Below are 1,100 nucleotides of genomic sequence, written 5' to 3' on the forward strand. Positions count from 1 at the left end.
TTAAGCTGAAAGCGGTAGGTGTCGGCCTGGATACCGTGGTCGTTGAGTACCCGGGCGATGATCTGCGGCACCGTAAGGTGCTGGAAGATGCGCTGGTTGGTGCGGTGGCCGAGATAAAACAGATGCGGCACCAGGTCGATATGGTAGCGCGTTAGGCGCTTGCCGGCATCGCCCTGGGCGACGCGGTGGATCAGCCCGTGGATGCCCTGGCCTTGGCCGGCAAAACTGAAGAACGCCGGTTGCTGCAGCAGGCTGTCGATATCCAGGTCTGGGCGTTCGCTGACCAGCTCCAGCTGGAAACGGTAGGGCTGGCTGATGTGCTCGACGCCTTCGAAGGACAGGACCTTGAAGTCGTGCGAGAGACCGGGAATATCGAGGGTGAAATGAGCCTGGTTGGCGGCGGCGAACATCCGATGTTCCTTATGTGCAGGTATGGTGCTGGTCTGGCGGAAAGCGACATGACCTGGTTGGGCGCGCGCAGATTATCGCAGATTGGGGAGGTGAGTTGTGTGAGCCAGTCGGCAAAATGGGTCGGGTGGATTGAGCGAAAGGTCAATCAGATCAAGGGGATATGTGCGCAGGAAGTTGCGCAGATGGGGTTTTGGGTGGGCTTGGGAGGTGGTTGTGGCCAAGGTCAAAATGGATTCCCGCCTGCGCGCACTACTGTCCGGAATAAATTTTGGGGGCTTAACTGGAAGGGTTGCAGCCGCTGAGTCTGAAGGGTAAAACCCGTTGATGCGACTCAACAACTCAGCGGATGCAACATGTATACAAATACTCGATTTGCCGAACTTTTAAAAGGTTTGCCACGCCCCGTTTTTGAAAAACACGTCCGTCAGTTTGATGCAGACAAGCACTGCAAAGGCTTCAAGACCTGGGATCAGTTAATTGCGCTGATGTACGCGCAGATCTCCGGGGCCACCAGTCTCAGAGAGGTGGAAGCCGGCTTTAACAGTCAGAAGCTGCACCATTACCACCTTGGAACCCGCACTATCCGGCGCTCAACGCTGGCCGATGCCAATCACAAGCGCCCGGCCGAACTGTTTGAGGCGGTGTGTCAGCTGTTGATGGCCAAGGTAGGTCGCCGTTTCCGGCAGGAA

The 1,100-nt window shown here is 56.9% G+C and carries 2 protein-coding genes; one reads left to right on the forward strand and one right to left on the reverse strand.

The window, feature by feature from the left end:
* The coding region (locus tag K787_RS24135; RefSeq protein ID WP_022964858.1) for a contractile injection system protein, VgrG/Pvc8 family at nucleotides 1-410 on the reverse strand (410 nt) is incomplete at its 3' end.
* A 354-nt stretch (nucleotides 411-764) separates the two neighbouring features.
* Here K787_RS24135 and K787_RS24140 point away from each other — a divergent pair.
* On the forward strand, nucleotides 765-1,100 hold a 336-nt coding region (locus K787_RS24140; RefSeq protein WP_022964860.1), incomplete at its 3' end, for a DUF4372 domain-containing protein.

Origin of the sequence: Halopseudomonas pelagia CL-AP6, assembly GCF_000410875.1 — a bacterium.
Classification (GTDB): Bacteria; Pseudomonadota; Gammaproteobacteria; order Pseudomonadales; family Pseudomonadaceae; genus Halopseudomonas; species Halopseudomonas pelagia.